This is a genomic window from Bifidobacterium sp. B4079, from assembly GCF_026537385.1.
GTDB classification, from domain to species: Bacteria; Actinomycetota; Actinomycetes; order Actinomycetales; family Bifidobacteriaceae; genus Bombiscardovia; species Bombiscardovia asteroides_I.
On sequence record NZ_JAFNMH010000004.1, the window covers coordinates 1 to 14364 of the forward strand.

The following is a 14364-nucleotide window of genomic DNA, read 5'->3' on the forward strand; positions in this document are numbered from 1 at the left end:
TCCCATTCCGAACCCGGAAGCTAAGACCCAGCACGGCAATGGTACTGCACCCGGAAGAGTGTGGGAGAGTAGCACACCGCCGCCACTACACGTAAAACATAAGAGGACCACCAGGGCAACACCCTGATGGTCCTCTTCTCATATCCGGCCACCACCACAGACGACCAGAATCCCCCACAGGCCAGCCCGAACCCCCCACACACGAGCCTTCCTCCTTTTTCATAACCACATGAGTTTCTAGCCGATGACCGATCGGAAGTCAGTCACCTTATGCTTCGAGGTAAGTTCAGTCGCTTGCACAAAGTGCCTTCCTATGGTGCTCTGATTATTATGGTTGGTGCAATATTTCCTTATACAGCGGAGCTGTGGGCAGCAGGGATAAGGAGGAACCCGTGGAATTACGACTTCTCCGGTACTTCTCGGTGATTGCCCAAGAGGAAAGCATCACGGCGGCTGCTGAGCGTTTGCACATTACGCAACCCACGCTGAGTCGTCAACTGAAGTCCTTGGAAGATGAGCTGGGGGCCAAGCTCGTGATTCGTGACCAGCGTCAACTCACGCTGACCCCAGCAGGCCGATTCTTGCAGAACAGGGCGGACGAGATACTGCAACTGACGCACGACACCGTCACTGAGTTTGAATCAAATCAAAGTCGACTGTTCACCGGTCGGATATCAATCGGGGCGGTCGAGGCCATGGGTTCGGATACCTTGGCAAGGGTCGTCGAAGGATTCTTCAGACGTCATCCCTTGGTCTCCTTCAATATCATCAGTGGGTCGAGCGACATAATCATTGATCAGCTTGACAAGGGCCTCTTGGATATGGCCATTCTCCTGGAACCGGTGGATATTGGTCGATATGCCTCACTCCCGATGCCGGAAGTGGAGAACTGGGGATTCCAGGTGTCTGATCGTTCCCCTCTTGCGGAAAAGTCCGCATTGACCAGAGCCGACATTCTTTCAAGTCCCTTACTGGTTCCCGGCAGGGATGGGATTCCCGAAATGCTGGCAGAGTGGGCGCAGACCCCGATTCATGGACTTCATATCGTCGGGAGCTTTAACCTCATCTTCAACGTACTGCCCCTGGTCAGGGACGGGATGGGCGCTGCTCTTACCCTTGAGGGTCAACAGTCAATCGCAACCCGTCAGGAACGCGGTTCCTGGCCCTCGAACCGGCCAAGACCACTCCTGTCTCTTTGCATGGCGTAAGGAACGGATGCTGAGTCCTGCAGCGGAGGAATTCATCGAGTACTTCCGTTCAGCTGTCTCAGGATGAAAGGTGATTTCTGGCCTGACCGTTGCCGGCCCTGGCGCGTCCACTAATCTGATTCGTGCGGCTAGGGTATTGAATTGTGAGCTCTGAAATGAGGATGGGTCCCTGGGCGTGAATGCGAAGGTCATCGAGATCTACCCAGGGCAATTAGGTGAGAGCCCGGTCTCCCTGATCCGTTTTCGGCATCAGGGAGACCAAATCGCGGCTCCGCTGAAGGCTGCGGTTCCGCGAAGGGCGCTCAGTGCTTGTCCTGTGCCGGCTGGGAGGTGAGTGTGAGGATCTCATCCAGCCGGGCCGGCGACCTGGTCAGTTCATAGGCGGTCCCGAGAGGTTTCAGGACCTCCTTCACTCTGTTTTCGTCAGCGTCGATGGCGCGGACAGTGCGTCCGTCCATGGAGACAGGCAGGCCTGCTGCGGTCAGAAGCTTCAGCGCCTGCTCCCATTCCTCCGTCTTGATGACCAGGGAGTGGTGGCTGCCGACATTCTGCTCCACGTCGCCCCTCGCCTGGACCTGGCCATGTGCCAAGACCACGCATTGGTCGCATTGGCTGGCTTCGGCCATGTAATGGGTGGTGACCAGGACACCTACGCCCTGATCGGCCTTCCGGTGGAGTTCACGCCAGAGCCTCATGCGGGAGACGGGATCCATCCCTGAGGTTGGCTCGTCCAGGATGAGCAGATCCGTGTCATGGCCGGCGGCCAGGGTGTAGGCAAGCAGCCGTTGGGCACCCAGGGGCAGATTGCCCACCGGCGTCCGGCCCAGGGAGCGGGCGTACTTGGCGGTCCATCCCTGTGGGCTTGTACCGTAAACGTCGGCTGTGAACTGTGCGTTCTGCCATGCCGTGAGGGTGGGGTAGAGCCCCATGCCTTGGGGAACGTAGCCGATTCGTCTGCGTGATTCCAAGGAAGGGGGCCCGCCAAGCAGGAGGGCGGATCCCTGGTTGGCCTGTTCCAGCCCCAGGAGAATGCGCATGAACGTGGTTTTGCCTGCACCATTCCCACCGATCAGACCGATGATCTGACCGGGCTTGACTTGGAGGGAGACATCGTTCAGGGCTGTGAAGGATCCGAACTGCTTGACCACGTCCGTGGCCTGGATCAGTACCCGATCCGCGGTGTTTCCTGGACCTTCTCCACCAGGTTCGCCGGGTTCCCCGCCTGGCTGGGGGTGATTGGCGGTGTCCACATTCGGTGCCGCGGCCCGGGGTTTGATCGGCAGTCCGCCCTGGTCATCCTGGAGCAGATAGGCGATGCTGGCGTTTTCCAAGTCGAAACCGGTCCTAGTGAACCCTTCCGGGGTCCTCTCATCACCTGCTGCGGTCCAGGCCAGAGCCGTATCGGCCCTGCGCCAGTTGTGGAAGGCCGAGGGGGCGGGCCTGTCCTGGAGACTGGATCCGAAGAACGAATCCCGGGTCATTTGCTTCCCGACCGAAGCCGGGGCCTGCCAGAGTCTGCCGGGGGCCTTGGCGCAGATGTCCTCGGCCCTGCCTTGGGCAAGAACCTTGCCGTCGTTCATCAGATAAAGGCTGGCGCACCGTTCGGCCTCGTCCAGATAGGTGGTGGCGAAGACCACCGTCTTTCCATCCGCCGCCTGGGCCGAGATCAGGGTCCAGATTCCTTCGCGACTGGCGGGGTCGACCCCGGTCGTCGGCTCATCCAGGAGCAGGAGGTCGGGCTCATGCAGGGCGGCCATGATGAAGCCGAGCTTCTGACGCATTCCTCCAGACAGGTTCCGTCCCGTCGTATCTCGGGCATAGGTGAGGCCGGCGTCGGCCAGGAGGCCTTCTATTCTGTTCCGAGCCAGGCTGGAATCCATCCGATAGGCCGAGGCGATGAAACGCATGTTCTCGATGACCGACATGTCGCGCCAGACGCCCGAATCCGCAAGCTGATACCCTATGTCCTTCTTGTCGGGCAGGCCGTGGACGCTTCCTGATTGCAAAGGGGCCCGTCCGGCCAGCAGCTTGAGCAGGGTGGATTTGCCTGCCCCGTCCCCACCGGTCAATGCCGTTACCTGGCCGGGGAGGAAGCTCCCGGAGAATCCCTGGAGGGCATGGATGACCCCGTAGGAGACCCTGGCCTTGTCAAGGGTTACAGGCTCACGGTTCATCGTGCACCCCCATGGGTCAGTACATTGCGTAGCCGCAGAGTGGCGGCTGAGAAGATGACGGCGGCCTCACCAGCCAGGATGACCAGTGGAAGCCAGAGGGATCCCCAGGAGGCACCACGCAGCATGGTGCCCTGGGCCAGTTCGTTGAACCAGGTGAGTGGCAGGAGGTAGCCGATCCAGCGCACCGAGACGGCCATGGACTCCAGGGGGAAGATGATGCCACTCAGCAGCATCTGCGGCATGACCAGCATCATGGCCATCTGTACGGCCTGACCTGAGTTCTGTGACACGGTTGAGATGAAGATGCCCAGTCCCAGGACCACAAAAAGGAAGAGTAAGGTCCCTAGCAGGAAGACCCAGACATCACCTCGGAAGGGCAGGTCGAAAACGGCCATGCCAATCAGCGTGATGATGGCCATGTCGATCAGGGCCAGAAGCAGGTAGGGGGCGATCTTGCCGATGATGACCGCTCCGGGCTTCAGAGGCATGACCGCCAGCTGTTCCAAGGTGCCCTGCTCGCGCTCGCGGACCAGGCCGATGCTGGTGATCATGGTGCCGATCAGGGTCATGATCAGGCCAATCAGTCCGGGAATCATAACGAAGGAGGTCTTCAGGTCCGGGTTGAAGAGGACGGTCACGTTGTCCTTTCCCATCTCGGTTGCACTTGCCTGGTCGGGCAGGTCGGCTTCCGGTACCTGAACCGGATTCAACTGCGGTGGGGCAGGCATGGGCGGGGCGGGTTGGCCCTGAGTCGCAGCGGCCTGTGCCTGGCTCTGGTAATTCTGCATCTGTCTCAGATAGTCCTGCAGGCCCTGCTTCTCCTGCTGGGCCGCAGCCTTGCGGGATTCCATGGCCTGCGATCTGGTGGTGGCTATCTGGTCCTTGGCCTCCTCGGCGTTCAGCTGGAGGAAAGTTCGTTTGGCGGACTGGGCGGCGAAGAGGCCGGAACCATCAAGATACACCTTGGTCCGGTTGGAAAGCAGATCCTTGCCCTGGTCCTGCTGGTCCTCCCTGACGACGATGACGGCATCGACCTTCCTGTCTCTGAGCAGGCTTGTGGCATCCTTTTCGCCGTGCTGCGTCGGATCCACGGTGACGATATCCATGCCGTCCTTGGCGGCGTCAAAACCCTTGACCTTCTCGGACACGGATTGGGCCCCGTCGCCGATGACGGCAACGGAGATCCTGTCGACTGAGAAATTGGCGGCGTATCCGAAGATGAACAGGAGCAGGATGGGCATGGCTATCAGCATGGCAACCGTGCGCTTGTCGCGCATCAGCTCTCTGAATTCCTTGATGATCAGCGCCTTCACGGCGCACCTCCTTATTGGTGAATCAAGCGAGCGGCCATACGCCGGGAAGCCGACCCCGGTCTGACCGTTGCACAGGAAATCATGACGAAGCCATTAATTCCTTGGTTGGCGAATAAAATCATAGCACTATATTCATCAAGCGATGAATATTGTTTTCTCTTGATAGACTGGCCGGGTGCGGTGATACCCAATAAGGAGAAGCGATCGGAATGGCAGAGAAATCAGCTCGTGAGGGAATCAGCCGGAAAGAAGCTTCGGAATCTCATGAGGTTGAGGTTTCCGCAACATCTCTGCGTCACCGACGTGGCCGACCCGGAGGAAAGAGGGCGTCAACAACCTATGATGATATCCTCTCGGCGGCGAGATATGAGTTTTCGCGTCAGGGCTTCGACAAGGTAACCCTGCGGGCCATTGCCCGCCGTGCAGGTTGCGACCCCAAGCTCATCCACTACTATTTCGGCGGTAAGGACGAGCTCTTCACCAAGGCGGCACAGCAGATCATCGGGGATAGCCATCTCCTCGACCTGTTCATTCAGCAGGACGCCAAGCGTGCGTCCTGCGTAGATGGCTCCTTGGGCGTTACCTTGATAAGGGCCTTTCTGAAGTTCATGGAAACGACCGAACCTGGCGAGGCCTACCTTTCACTCGTGCGCAATGCGGGCCGGGACGACCACGCCCGAGACCTGATGGTCGCCCTGGTACGAGGGGAGCTGACCAGTGACCGGCTCAAAGCCATCAAAACCGACAGGATCGAAAAACGCATGGTGCTGGTGGGGTCGCAGATGCTTGGTTTGATAATGGCCCGCGATGTTTTCCGGGTGGAGCCCCTGGCTTCGATGTCGCCTGGTGCGCTGGCTCGTATCATCGGTCCCACGCTGGATCGATATCTCTACGCCGACCTGTGCTGGTGAGGTCGCGCCAAGGAACAGGTCCGCAGGTCTCGCGGCCAGATGGCGGCGGAACCTCCGGGACATCTTCGGTTGAAGGCGCCTGATTGCCGGGAGGATGCAGGCCGATCAACGTATCTGTCAGAACAGGCCGTTTCCGTTCCGGGATTGTATGCCTTCTACATTGTGCTCGATGACGTCCCAGTGCTCAGCCAGCTGGCCGTCCTGCAGCCGGTAGATGTCGCAGACCTTGTTGACATGGCCGTTCTTCAGCGTGCACTTGAAGAAGACGTACACCATGTCGTCCTCGCCGTTCAGCCTGATGATCTCGATTTGCGGGCCCAAGGACAGGAAGCCCTTGATGAATTCCAGGAAGCCTGCCTTCCCGTCGGCGCAGGTGGGGTTGTGCTGGATATAGTCGTCCCGCATGAACCTGTCAATGTTGCTGGTATCTCCCCGGCTGAAGACCTGGTCGTAAAATTCCTGCACCAGGGATTTGTTGGCTGCCGTCTCGCTTTCGGTCATCATGAACCTCCGCTTTCTGCCTGTACATAGGCTTTCGAGTTTCTTCATGATAGGTGTTTTCGTCCAGGCTAGTAAGCACATCCGAAATCACGTTGAGCAGGTAGGTAGTGGCTGACGGGAAGTGGTTTCAGGCCTTGAACCGGCGCTCATCGTTCATGGTGGCGAAGTTCAGGCCGATCAGGATGCCGCCGCCTACGTAGTTGCCCAGCATGGCCACCAGGACCACCAGGATCGCCTTCCAGGCATTGACCTGCCCGAAGACGCCCAGGATAAGGAAGAGGGCCGAATCCGCTATCGAGTGCTCGAACCCGCAGAAGGCGAAGACGAAGACGGCCACGACCATGATGATGCACTTGGTGAAGTCGTTGGAAAGCTTGCCGTTGTAGACCATGAGCATGGCGATGTTGATGCAGAAGTTGCACAGGATGCCACGTACGAACAGGTCGGCGAACCCCATAGGGCCGCCGGAGATGTAGCCGGTCTTGGTCGCCGCGGCTGTCAGCATCTGGTCCAGGGTCGGCCCGCTAACGATAGATGAAAAACGGAGGATCACGGCCACGACCAGGGCTCCTGCCAGGTTGCCCAGAAGGCAGAGGACCAGGATCCGCAGGGAGGCCAGCCAGCCCAGGCGCTTGTGATAGGCGCCTATGGTGACCACCATCATGTTGGAGGTCAGCAGTTCGGAGTTGGTGTAGTAGATCAGGACCAGGGCCCAGCCGAAGGTGGTCGCCGCCAGAACACGGCCTGCCAGGATCAAGCCGTGGTCGGCGGGGTTTTGCCCGGCCTGACCCATGATAACGAAGAAGGCCGTGAAGAAGATACCCACGAAGAGGCCGGCCATGGTGGCTCGCTGCATGTACTTGCCGGTCAGGGCGCCGCTCATGGTCTTCTTGCTCTCAACCACGTCCAGGACGGTGCTGATGAAGGCCCGCCCGGGGAAGAGGGGCTGCCTGTTCTGCTGGTCTGTCATCTGATTGGGCTGCTCATTCACGGGGTTCATTATGGCATCCCCAAGTAAAGAGGGACCGCCCTTAAGGCCAGACTGTGCGGGAATTCACTTCTTTGCCAGTGTCACTCAGCCTCACTCGGTGCGCAGGGCGGTGGCAGGATCCTGCTTGGCTGCCTTTCGTGAGGGGATCAGGCCGCCGATCAGGGTCAGAACCACACTCAGAATGACCAAGGCTATACCGCCTGAGGCAGGCAGGGCGGCGTTGACTTCGGTGGTCCCCATGAAGTGGTGCATGATGCTGTTGGCCGGAATGATCAGCAGCAGGGTGATGCCCACTCCCAGCAGGCCCGCCAGAAGTCCGATGAGGCCGGTCTCGGCGTTGAAGACGTTGGAGACGTTCCGTTTGGAGGCGCCCATGGCGCGCAGGATGCCGATCTCCTTGGTCCGTTCCAGAACCGATATGTAGGTGATGATGCCGATCATGATGGAGGAGACCACCAGCGAGACCCCGACGAAGGCTATCAGCACGTAAGTGATGACGTTGATGATGGTGGTGACCGAATTCATCATCAGGCCCACGTAGTCGGTATAGACGATCCTGTTCTTCTTCGCGGCCTTGTCGTTGTAATGCTTGATGGAGTCACCCACGGAATTCTTGTTCTCGAAGCTGTCTGTGTAGATGCTGATGCGGGAGGGGGCATCCCGGGAGATCAGGCCGAAGTCGCTCAGGTTGTCGGCGTAGGTGCCAGTGGAGACGTACTGGTTGTATATGGCGACCAGGGCATCCTGCGGGGCGGTGGCGATGTACTGGTCGAAGGCCTGGGCTGTCTGCTGTTCGGCAGAGGCCCCCGTGGGGATGCCCGCAGAACTTTGGGCTCTTGCAGCGGCTCCGGCCCGGCCCTGGGCCTCCTGGCCGGCCATGGCCGCTGGGCTTTTCATGATCTCCTGGGCCATGCTGGCTTTCTGGCTAACGCCCAGAGATGCGATATAGGCCTTGGCATCGTTGGCCTTGGCGGCATCGTCGGCAGGGGCGAAGGCCATTCCATTGAGGACGCTGTGGCCCTGATCGGCCTCCTGGTCGGTGACGATGGGGCTGGTCTTGGCCTGGTCGATCAGGTAGTCAGTCAGCTGGCGGGTATACCCGACGCCCACTTTGAGGGGCGTGGCCTTGGCCCCTTGGTTGGGGCGGACGATGCCGACGATCCGCAGCTGCAGGCCCTGGTCGGCGGCCTTGGTCATCTGGTCTGTGCTGTCGCCGATGTAGTGGTAGTGGCCGTCGGTCCCCTTGGCATACTGGTCCGCGGCGGGCACCAGGGAGAGCTTCTGGTCCATGGCCTTGGCGTATTCGATGGGCTTGGTGTCGACCTTGACCTCCTGGCCGCTGTTGAGCTTGTTCATCATGTCGGTGTACTGGCTGGAGGGGAGGATGCCCAGCTTGTAGAGGCTGGTGACGGGCATTTGGTTGTTCTTGTCCAGCACCAGGACCACCTGGTCCTTGGCCTTAGGCCAGGTGCCGTTCACCACCTGGTAGTTGTCGGTCACCACCTTGCTGATGGCGGTCTTGGCATCGGCCCCTGGCATGATCTCACCGAAGATCTCCGGGGCCTTGTTCTTCTCGGTCTTGCCGGTCAGGTAGGACATCTGCTTGGACTGGATGTCGCCCATGTCGCTGTCGGTGTTGGCCGTGGCCATCTGGCTGGCGGTAGAGCTGGCGGCATCCTGCCCATTCATGGTCACCTTGTCCGCAGAGACCAGCTTGCCGTCCGGGTCGTGCTCGAAGACCGAGAACTTGGTGGCATAGGAGTACTGGATGCCCACGGACCCCACGTACTGGTGGATTTCGCTCCTGGGATTATCCAAGTATTTTTTGAAGTTGGTCAGATTGTTCTGGGTGATGCTGCTGGTCAGGCTGGAGGCCCCCTTGATGCTGGAGTCGTCCGGCTGGATGGCCTTGAGATCCTTGTGGGCTTCGGCCTCCTTCTGGGATTCCTGGGCAGAGTCCGCTATCTTGTTCAGGTCGAAGGACTGCTCCTGAATAGTGATGGGGTAGGAGGTCATGGTCTCCCGCTGCACCCTGTCGATGTAGCGGTTGACTCCGGTGGACACCGACAAGATTAGGGCGATGCCGATGATGCCGATGGATCCAGCGAAGGCTGTGAGTGCAGTTCGGGCCTTTTTGGTTCGAAGATTGTTGAAGCTCAACGACAGGGAGGTCAGCAGTCCCATGGAGGCCTTGCCGAAGGTGCGGTGGCGGGCCCGGCGGATGGGCACCTGGTCGTCGGGCAGGGGGTCGGAGTCGCTGATCACAGAGCCGTCGTGCAGCTCCACGATCCTGGTGGCGTACTGGTGGGCCAACTCGGGGTTGTGGGTGACCATGACCACAAGCCGGTCCTGGGCCACCTCCTTGAGCAGGTCCATAATCTGGATGGAAGTCTCGGAGTCCAGAGCTCCGGTGGGTTCGTCGGCCAGGAGGATGCGGGGGTTGTTGACCAGGGCCCTGGCGATGGCCACCCGCTGCATCTGCCCGCCCGAGAGCTGGTTGGGTCGCTTGTTCACGTGCTGGCCCAGCCCCACCTGCTCCAGGGCCTGCCTGGCCCGCTCCCGCCGCTCCTGCCGGTGCACGCCGGAGATGGTCAGGGCCAGCTCCACGTTGGACAGTATGCTCTGGTGAGGGATCAGGTTGTAGCTCTGGAAGACGAATCCCACAGTGTGGTTGCGGTAGGAGTCCCAGTCCCGGTCCTTGTACTTTTTAGTGGAGGTGCCGTTGATGATCAGGTCGCCCTGGTCGTAGCGGTCCAGCCCGCCGATGATGTTGAGCAGAGTGGTCTTGCCGGAACCGGAGGGGCCCAGGATGGCCACGAACTCGTTGTCGCGCAGGTTGACGCTGACATCATTCAAGGCCTGCTGGACGAAGTCCCCTGTTTTGTATTGTTTGGAGATGTGTTCGATCTGCAGCACCGTAGTCCTCCGCTTTCTGGATTCTCAATGGCTCAATGGCATGGGCTTATGGACTCTTGGAGTGCCAGCTTACGCCATCAGAATGGGTAAATGCCGATATGGCCTAGTCCACCGACTTGAGAGCCTCCAGCATGTCCACATGCTTGAGCTTGTTGTTGACCATCCAGCCCAGGCCGGCCGTGATGACCGTGATCATGATCAGGGGCACAACGAAGGCCACCCAGCTGATGGAGGGGTCAAAGAGGACGTCGTCCGGCGGGACTGTGGTGATGATGTAGTGGTGCAGCCAGGCCCCGAACCCGTACCCGGCAAGGACGCCGATGGCCGACAGGAGGATGGTCTCCCGGTAGATGTACATGGTCACCTCGCGGTCGTAGAAGCCCAGCACTTTGATGGTGCTCAGCTCGCGGATCCGTTCCTCCACGTTCAGGTTGGTCAGGTTGTAGAGGATGACCAGGGCCAGCAGGGTGGCTACGATGATCAGCACCTGCATGATTATGTTCAGGGACCTGACTACGGTGTCGATCTGGCTCATCAGAGTCGTGTTCTGCACCACCCCTTGGATGCCGTCTATCCGCATGAAGGAGGCGGCCTGCCTTCTGGTGTTATCTGCGCTGGAGTCCTTGAAGGTGACTAGATGGGCGTTAGGCGAGAAGTCCTGGTGGAAGACGGTCCTGTAGGCCGATGGGCTCATGAAGACGAAATGCCCTAAGTACATCTCGCAGATGCCGTCCACCCGCATGGTTCTGTCCTTGCCGCCTGAATCCTGCAGGGTGATCTTGTCGCCGGTCTTTGTCCCTGTCAGCTGGGCGATCCGTTCGGAGAGGATCACGCCGTCGCCCTTGAGGCTCAGGGGCTTGTGCCTGGACCGGGTGTCCAAGCGGATGAAGTCGTCCAGGCGCTCGGAGCTGGCCGGCGCGATCATAGTGATGGACTGCTTGTCGGCATTGTGGCCGGCTGTCTTGCTCATCTCCTCGTAGCGCACATTCAGGGAACGGCTCACATCGGGCTTTTCCAGCCGTTTTTTGATGGATTGGCGCTGGTCGGTGGTGGCCTGGCTGTTCTCGGCAGCGATCAGGTCATAGCGAATGACTTGGCCGAATTGGTGCTCGTTGATGGCCGAGATGGATCCCTGCACGCCGAACCCGGCCATCAGCAGGGCCACTGACCCGCAGACCCCGAAGATGGTCATCAGCATCCGCTGCTTGTAACGGAAGATGTTCCTGGCAGTGACTTTGTGAGTGAAGCTGAGCCTGTTCCAAATTAGCGGGATATGTTCCAGGAAGATCTTCGAACCGGCGCTGGGCGGCTTGGGCAGGAGGAGGGCCGACGGCTTCTCGCGCAGCTCCCGCCAGGCGCTCAGGAAGGCCGGGACCACGGCGCTCAGGAAGGCCAGCAGGCAGGCCAGCAGGGTGATGGGCAGGTGGAAGCCATAGTGGATAGTCGGCATGTCGAAGGCATGGGCGTAAGCCTGGTAGACAATCCAGGGCAAGAGGGTGTGGCCGGCGACGATGCCCAGAAGCGCGCCCAGGGCCGAGGCTGCTCCGCCGTAGACCAGGAACTTGGCCATGACATCCTGGTCCCTGTAGCCCAGGGCCTTCAGTGTTCCGGCATTGATCCGCTCCTCGTCCACGAAGCGCGTCATGGTGGTGAAGGTGACCAGGGCGGCCACCAGATACATGAAGTAGGGGAAGACCTTGGCCAGCGAGTCCACGATGAAGGAGACTGAGGCGTAGACCTTGTAGCCCTCTGAGCCGGGCGCTTCACGGCGCGAATCCAGGGCGTAGACCGGCTTCTCCAGCCGGCTCAGCTGGTCGGCCGCCTTGTTCAGCTTCTTCTGGGCGTCGTCGATCTTCTTCTGGGCGTCAGGGCTCTCCCTGTTGAACTTGTCCAGTTTGGTCTGGTATTCCGCATTTTTCTGATCCAGGGTGGCCTGGGCCTGGTCGATCTGCCCTTGGGCTGAAGCATGGCTGCTGGCCAGCTGCTGCCGGGCCTGGGCTAGTTTGGCCCTGCCCTGGGCCAGTTGTGCCGAACCCTGATCAAGTTGGGCCTTGCCCTGGGCCAGCTGGCGCTCGCCCTCCTCCACCTTGGCCCTCGCTTGGGTCAGTTCTTGCCGCTTCGCATCCAGGGTCTGCTGGCCGGCTGCAACCTGTGCCATGCCGGGTGTGTACTGATTGGCCATGAAGGCATCGTGGCCCGCTTTGGCCTTGGCCACCAGGGCGTCGATCTGCGGCGACTGCCGGTTGAGCTCGGCCAGCTGGGCCTGAAGCCCGGCCTTTCTGCGGTTGAGTTTGTCCTGCTGCTGGGGGGTCAGCCCGGGTGTGGCCAGTTGAGCATCAATGGCCTGAATGAGGCCGGTGACCTGTGCGATGCCCTGTCTGCATTGCTTTTGCGCTTCCTGGGCCTGGGCTACGGCCTGGTCGGCCTGGGCTTTTCCGCCTTTCAGCTGCTGGCGGGAATCATCAAGCCTGGCCTGTCCCTGGTCGATGGCCTGCTGACCTTGATCGGCCTGTTGCCTGCCCTGGGCCACCTGGCTGGCGGAGGACTGGTACTGCCTCTGCTTCCGAGCCAGTTCGGCCGAGCTCAGGTCCACCTCCTGCTGTCCTTGGTCGATAGCTGCCTGGGCCTGCACCGTCTTGGCGGCCAGTTGGTTCTTGGCAGCCTGGATGCTCTGGGCGCCCTGGTCCAGATCTTTTTTGGCCTGGTCCAGTTGCTGCCGGTTCCCCTCGAGTTCATCTCTGAACTGGTTCACCTGGTCCTGCCCCTGGTCCAGCTTCTTCTTCAGGGGGGTCTTGATGTCATTCAGCCTGGCGGTGGGACGTCCTGACAGAATCCTGTTCAGGTCGTCCTTGTGGGTCTGCAGGGCCTGGGTGTATTGGTCGGAATAGTGGTCCCTGATCCGGTCCAGGTCCTTGAAAGTCAGGCGGGCGATCATATACTCGGTCGAATCGAAGGCCCCGGGCGTGGTCACAGCGTAGGAGTCCAAGGAACCGGATCCGGCTGTAGAGGGTCCCATGTTGACCTTGCTCAGAATTTCGGTCGACCTGACCGTGCCTACGACACGAAGCCTGTGATGCCTCAAGACCTTCCTGCCCAGCTGGTCGGCTTTCTCGTCCACCTTGATGCTGCTGCCGATGGGGTGGCTTCCGGCTAGGGCCGTGTCGACCGCCACCTGATCCGGTCTGCTGGGCATGGATCCGTCGACCAGCTCATAGGTGGAGATCCGGTCGGGGGCGGAGTAGATGCGCAGGCTCTTATCGGTCCCCTTGAGCACCACATCTTTCAGATACCCGTATTCGATTCCCGAGCTGCCGGGGGCGGTGTCGATGGCATCCCGGTCCTCCTGGTCCAGGCCATAGCTGCTGATGACCATCAGATCAGCCAGATGGTGGCTGGACAGGTAGACGTTGCCGGCCTGCCGCATGTCTGGTCCGGTCACACTCAGCCCGACCAGGGCGAAGGAGCCCAGCGCCACCAGGCAGACGACGGAGATGAACCGTCCCAAGGACTTGCGCAGGGAGACCCGGATGTCGTGCCAGAGCACCTTTCTGACGGGCTGCATCCTCACCACTCCACGTTTTCGATGTCTTCGGGGCTGTCGTTGGTCTGCACGGCCTGGACCCGTGCGTCGTGCATGCGGATGACCCTGTCGGCGATGGGGGCGATGGCCGCGTTGTGGGTGACGATGACCACGGTGGCGCCCTTCTTGCGGCACTGGTCCTGCAGGATGCGCAGCACCTGCTTGCCGGTCCGGTAGTCCAGGGCTCCGGTGGGTTCGTCACAGAGCAGGATCTTGGGGTTCTTGGCTACGGCCCGTGCAATGGCCACCCGCTGTTGCTCGCCGCCGGAAAGCTGGGCAGGGAAGTTGTCGATCCGGTCGCCCAGGCCTACGTCGATCAGGGTCTGGACCGGGTCGGCAGCGTTGTCTACGATCTCCGAAGCCAGCTCCACATTCTCCCTGGCGGTCAGGTTGGCCACCAGATTGTAGAACTGGAAGACGAAGCCCACGTCATAGCGGCGGTAGGTGGTCAGCTGCCGGGCGTCATAGCCGGCGATGTCCTTCCCGTCAACGATCACCTGGCCCTCGTCGCAGGTGTCCATGCCGCCCAAGATGTTCAGCACAGTCGACTTGCCCGCCCCCGAGGCTCCGAGGATGACCACCAGCTCGCCTCTTTCGATGGAGAAGGTGACGTCGTTGTTGGCCACAATGGTCGTCTCGCCGGTCGCATACCGCTTCGTTTCTCCAATGACGTCGATATAGCCCATCATGCCCTCTCGTAACCCTGGCCGTCCGACGCAAGGGACGCCCCCCGATGCTCTGCTCCCCACTACTGTATACGTTCGTAGGGC

The 14364-nt window shown here is 60.5% G+C and carries 9 protein-coding genes and 1 rRNA gene; 3 read left to right on the top strand and 7 right to left on the bottom strand.

Going from position 1 to position 14364, the window contains the following annotated elements; translation table 11 throughout:
- Together rrf and J3T95_RS07995 are read left to right on the top strand one after the other, a co-directional pair.
- Window positions 1-85, top strand: a 5S ribosomal RNA gene (rrf, locus tag J3T95_RS09280); the annotation flags it as partial.
- Window positions 86-392: 307 nt separating this feature from the next.
- Window positions 393-1208: a LysR family transcriptional regulator gene (locus tag J3T95_RS07995; RefSeq protein ID WP_267451054.1), complete on the top strand. Its 816-nt coding sequence runs from the start codon at window positions 393-395 to the stop codon at window positions 1206-1208.
- A 302-nt stretch (window positions 1209-1510) separates the two neighbouring features.
- Here the strand turns inward: J3T95_RS07995 and J3T95_RS08000 are convergent, their stop codons facing one another.
- On the bottom strand, window positions 1511-3382 hold the full coding sequence (locus tag J3T95_RS08000; RefSeq protein ID WP_267451055.1) for an ATP-binding cassette domain-containing protein: 1872 nt from the start codon (window positions 3380-3382) through the stop codon (window positions 1511-1513).
- Window positions 3379-4695 carry an ABC transporter permease gene (locus tag J3T95_RS08005; RefSeq protein ID WP_267451056.1) on the bottom strand — a complete coding sequence of 439 codons (1317 nt, stop codon included), beginning with the start codon at window positions 4693-4695 and terminating at the stop codon, window positions 3379-3381. The genes J3T95_RS08000 and J3T95_RS08005 overlap by 4 nt, the downstream gene beginning before the upstream one ends.
- 209 nt (window positions 4696-4904) lie before the next feature.
- Here J3T95_RS08005 and J3T95_RS08010 point away from each other — a divergent pair, with 209 nt between their 5' ends.
- Window positions 4905-5606: a TetR/AcrR family transcriptional regulator gene (locus tag J3T95_RS08010; RefSeq protein WP_267444867.1), complete on the top strand. Its 702-nt coding sequence runs from the start codon at window positions 4905-4907 to the stop codon at window positions 5604-5606.
- Between the two features lie 117 nt (window positions 5607-5723).
- On the opposite strand, the gene J3T95_RS08015 is transcribed toward J3T95_RS08010, so the two are convergent.
- From J3T95_RS08015 to J3T95_RS08035, 5 genes are all read right to left on the bottom strand, one after another.
- The gene (locus J3T95_RS08015; protein WP_267451057.1) at window positions 5724-6110 is read right to left on the bottom strand and encodes a nuclear transport factor 2 family protein; all 387 of its coding nucleotides are present in this window, start codon (window positions 6108-6110) and stop codon (window positions 5724-5726) included.
- A gap of 124 nt (window positions 6111-6234) precedes the next feature.
- A complete protein-coding gene (locus J3T95_RS08020; protein ID WP_220236590.1) occupies window positions 6235-7107 on the bottom strand; it encodes a formate/nitrite transporter family protein in 873 nt (290 codons plus the stop codon).
- An 81-nt stretch (window positions 7108-7188) separates the two neighbouring features.
- On the bottom strand, window positions 7189-10014 hold the full coding sequence (locus J3T95_RS08025; RefSeq protein WP_267451058.1) for an ABC transporter ATP-binding protein/permease: 2826 nt from the start codon (window positions 10012-10014) through the stop codon (window positions 7189-7191).
- A gap of 103 nt (window positions 10015-10117) precedes the next feature.
- The gene (locus J3T95_RS08030; RefSeq protein ID WP_267451059.1) at window positions 10118-13576 is read right to left on the bottom strand and encodes an FtsX-like permease family protein; all 3459 of its coding nucleotides are present in this window, start codon (window positions 13574-13576) and stop codon (window positions 10118-10120) included.
- Between the two features lie 2 nt (window positions 13577-13578).
- On the bottom strand, window positions 13579-14280 hold the full coding sequence (locus tag J3T95_RS08035; protein ID WP_267451105.1) for an ABC transporter ATP-binding protein: 702 nt from the start codon (window positions 14278-14280) through the stop codon (window positions 13579-13581).
- Window positions 14281-14364 lie beyond the last annotated feature (84 nt).

Coding starts and splice junctions, on each gene's coding strand:
- J3T95_RS08035 (WP_267451105.1), bottom strand. CDS start 14,280: ATGGGCTATATCGACGTCATTGGAGAAACGAAGCGGTATGCGACCGGC.
- J3T95_RS08020 (WP_220236590.1), bottom strand. CDS start 7,107: ATGAACCCCGTGAATGAGCAGCCCAATCAGATGACAGACCAGCAGAAC.
- J3T95_RS08000 (WP_267451055.1), bottom strand. CDS start 3,382: ATGAACCGTGAGCCTGTAACCCTTGACAAGGCCAGGGTCTCCTACGGG.
- J3T95_RS08010 (WP_267444867.1), top strand. CDS start 4,905: ATGGCAGAGAAATCAGCTCGTGAGGGAATCAGCCGGAAAGAAGCTTCG.
- J3T95_RS08015 (WP_267451057.1), bottom strand. CDS start 6,110: ATGATGACCGAAAGCGAGACGGCAGCCAACAAATCCCTGGTGCAGGAA.
- J3T95_RS08030 (WP_267451059.1), bottom strand. CDS start 13,576: ATGCAGCCCGTCAGAAAGGTGCTCTGGCACGACATCCGGGTCTCCCTG.